Origin of the sequence: Leptothrix ochracea (genome assembly GCF_041083635.1) — a bacterium.
GTDB classification, from domain to species: domain Bacteria; phylum Pseudomonadota; class Gammaproteobacteria; order Burkholderiales; family Burkholderiaceae_C; genus Sphaerotilus; species Sphaerotilus ochraceus.
This window is the reverse complement of the sequence record NZ_JBFPHB010000041.1, coordinates 1-2,918: the sequence shown is the minus strand read 5'-3', so window position 1 is coordinate 2,918 and position 2,918 is coordinate 1. Positions and strand designations below refer to the sequence as shown.

Below are 2,918 nucleotides of genomic sequence, written 5' to 3'. Positions count from 1 at the left end.
GTGGTGAACCACATTCCCTATAAGTCAGTCACAGGGATCACGGCGACGAATTGCGACAGCTGCCACAAGGGGTACGGTTCGTGGGCGACGGGGATGCTGCACAGCTCCGTGTCGGTGAGCAGTCAATGTGCGACGTGCCACACGGGCAGTTATTTGGGCGCGGTGGGTAAGCCGGCGACGGCGACCCATGCGAGCGTGACGGGCAACTGCGAAAGCTGCCATAAGTCCACGACAAGCTGGGCCTCCTCTGGCAAACCGGATCACAGTTTGTTCACTGCTGCGACGAACTGCGCGGGGTGTCATAACGGCAGCACGGCCACGGGGCGACCAAGCACGCACATCCCGGTAGGGAATGCCGGTTGCGTGGCGTGCCACAACACAACGGGTTGGAAGCCGACGCTGTGGAATCACAGCCAGTTGGTGGTGAGTGGGCAGTGTGCGACGTGTCACTCGGGGGCTTATCCGCCAGCGGATGGTCCGGTGGTGAACCACATTCCCTATAAGTCAGTCACAGGGATCACGGCGACGAATTGCGACAGCTGCCACAAGGGGTACGGTTCGTGGGCGACGGGGATGCTGCACAGCTCCGTGTCGGTGAGCAGTCAATGTGCGACGTGCCACACGGGCAGTTATTTGGGCGCGGTGGGTAAGCCGGCGACGGCGACCCATGCGAGCGTGACGGGCAACTGCGAAAGCTGCCACAAGTCCACGACGAGTTGGACCAGTGGTACCAGTTTCGTACATTCAGCTGCCAACGCTGTGGGTACGGGTGCTTGTGACAACTGCCATAACGGGTCAACGGCCAAAGGCAAGCCTGCAACACATATCCCAGTGCCTGCGGGTTCTGCCAAGTGCGATAGCTGCCATAAATCACAGGTCAGCTTTGCGCTCTCATTCACGATGAATCACAGTGTGGTGATTTCTGCGGCCTGTAAGACTTGCCATAACGGTAGTTACACCAGTGTCGGTACCCAAGGTGCCTTGGCCAAACCGGCGGCGCACATTCCAGAAGTGCAGTTGTTGAGTGGCGCCACCATGGACTGCAAGGATTGCCATAGCGGTACCACTTCATGGTTGCCGGCACGTATGAACCACAACGCCAGTCAAGGCAGTGGTTCGGGCTGGTGCAAAGCCTGTCATGCTTCTGGGACGGCTTATCAAGGCAGCATGGAAAAGAAATCGCTGACTCATAAAGCGAAAACAACGACGCCGACAGATTGTTCGACCTCGGGATGCCACAAGCCTTTGGGCAACAAGGGCCAAGCCTACTCTAGCTGGGGTGGTTGAATCTCGGCTCACTACCGCCATAATGGCGGGTCAAAAAATTGGGCGTGACAGCAAGGGTGGTGTTCGAAGTTTGTCGAGCATCACCCTGATCAACTGGGCTTCTCATCGGTGAATACATCTTTTTTCCGCTTTTGGATCACGCTGCTGTGCTTGTGGTTCGCGTCGGTCGCCCACGCGCAAATCATTGAAGATGCTGATCTGCACCAAGAAGGGCCCAATGCTGTTTTACAGGTCCGCTTCCTGACCCCCATTCATTATTCGGGTCGCAGTGTGAGTTCCCGTTCCAATGATTTGGTCCAAGCGTTCTACGAAATTGTGCCGACCAAGAACATGCTCAATCTCATGTTCGGCCAGCGGTTGGTGGTTCGTGGGGGGCAAAACCTCGGTGAGATCACCATCATTGATGAGGCGTCGGGTCAGGGGGGGGATCGTAGTCGTAAGTTGGTCATTCGTTTCTCTGGTTCAGCCAGTGCTTCGGTCCGAGCAGGGCAAGGTGGTAAGTCGATCGAAGTTGTTTTGGCCAAGACCCGTGTTGGCACGCCCACCGCTGTTGGTCCAAGCCAGCCTGCTGCAACGGGTGACGCTACGACGGCATATGCCATCGCATTGATGACCTCCACTGACCACAACTTGCAGTTGGATAAGCCGATTCCCTCGGCCTATCAGAACTACACGACTGAGTTGGTCAGCCGGGTGGTGACGGGGTTGCAACGCTTCGAAATTCAGTTGGGTAATTTTGGCACCCTTGAAGAAGCTCACAAGGCTTTGGCGGTGCTCAAGCAACGTTTTCCGCAGGCCACTTTAGTGACGATTTCGTTGGCAGTGCCACCGATGCCTGAAGCTGCGGGCTCGGCACCGATCAGCGCCGCCCAAATTGAGGAGCGTGCGGCCTCCTTGCTTGGATTGGCCAAAAAAGCTGAATTTGCGGGCAAGCTTGATCAAGCCTTGGAGTTACTCAATCGGGCCTTGGATTTGCCGCTGAATAAATCGACCCGTGAAGCGCAATATTTGGCGGGTGTGGTCCGGGTTGAGCAGGGTGATACGGTTCGTGGACGCACTGAACTCGAATTGTTTGTAAAGCAATATCCTGCGGGAAAGGATGCAGAACAAGCCCGTAGTATCTTGGAAAGTACCTTGGTGGCCGAAAAAGCTGCTCAGAAGAAAGATACTAAGGCAACCGATGCGGTGGTGCAAGGTTCATTGAGCGCCTACTACAACGGTGGTGAATCCAAAGTTAGAACACAGGATTTTGCTGATTCGGTGGTGAGTGCTTTGCCTCAGCAACCACAAGATCAGGAAATATCCGGAACGCCCCAAAAAATGCTCATGACCAATCTTGATGCTCAGTGGCGCAAGAGAAATCGTGACGAGGATATTCGTTTGGTGTTTCGGGATAGTTTTCAGCGTGATTTTTCAAAGCTTGATGCACGTGATCGAAATAAGTTAACCGCTTTATATTTGGATTACCGTTCTTTTACGGATGGTATTTCGGTGAAGTTGGGGCGGCAGAATCCAAGCGGCGGCGGTGTTATTGCTCGTTTTGATGGTGTTCAAGCCGGCTACAGTGTGTTGCCAAAACTGCGCGCCAACGTGGTTTTTGGCAAGCCATCGGATCAATTGCTTGATACGCA

At 54.9% G+C, this 2,918-nt stretch carries 2 protein-coding genes; both read left to right on the top strand.

Annotation, left to right across the window (positions count from 1 at the left end; translation table 11 throughout):
- Window positions 1-900: 900 nt before the first annotated feature.
- Window positions 901-1,287: a hypothetical protein gene (locus tag AB3X39_RS12695; RefSeq protein WP_369417751.1), complete on the top strand. Its 387-nt coding sequence runs from the start codon at window positions 901-903 to the stop codon at window positions 1,285-1,287.
- Between the two features lie 108 nt (window positions 1,288-1,395).
- On the top strand, window positions 1,396-2,918 hold a 1,523-nt coding region (locus tag AB3X39_RS12690; protein ID WP_369417750.1), incomplete at its 3' end, for a tetratricopeptide repeat protein.

What these genes read in the sequence shown, in the direction of transcription:
- AB3X39_RS12695 (WP_369417751.1), top strand. Translation starts at nt 901, where the DNA reads ATGAATCACAGTGTGGTGATTTCTGCGGCCTGTAAGACTTGCCATAAC.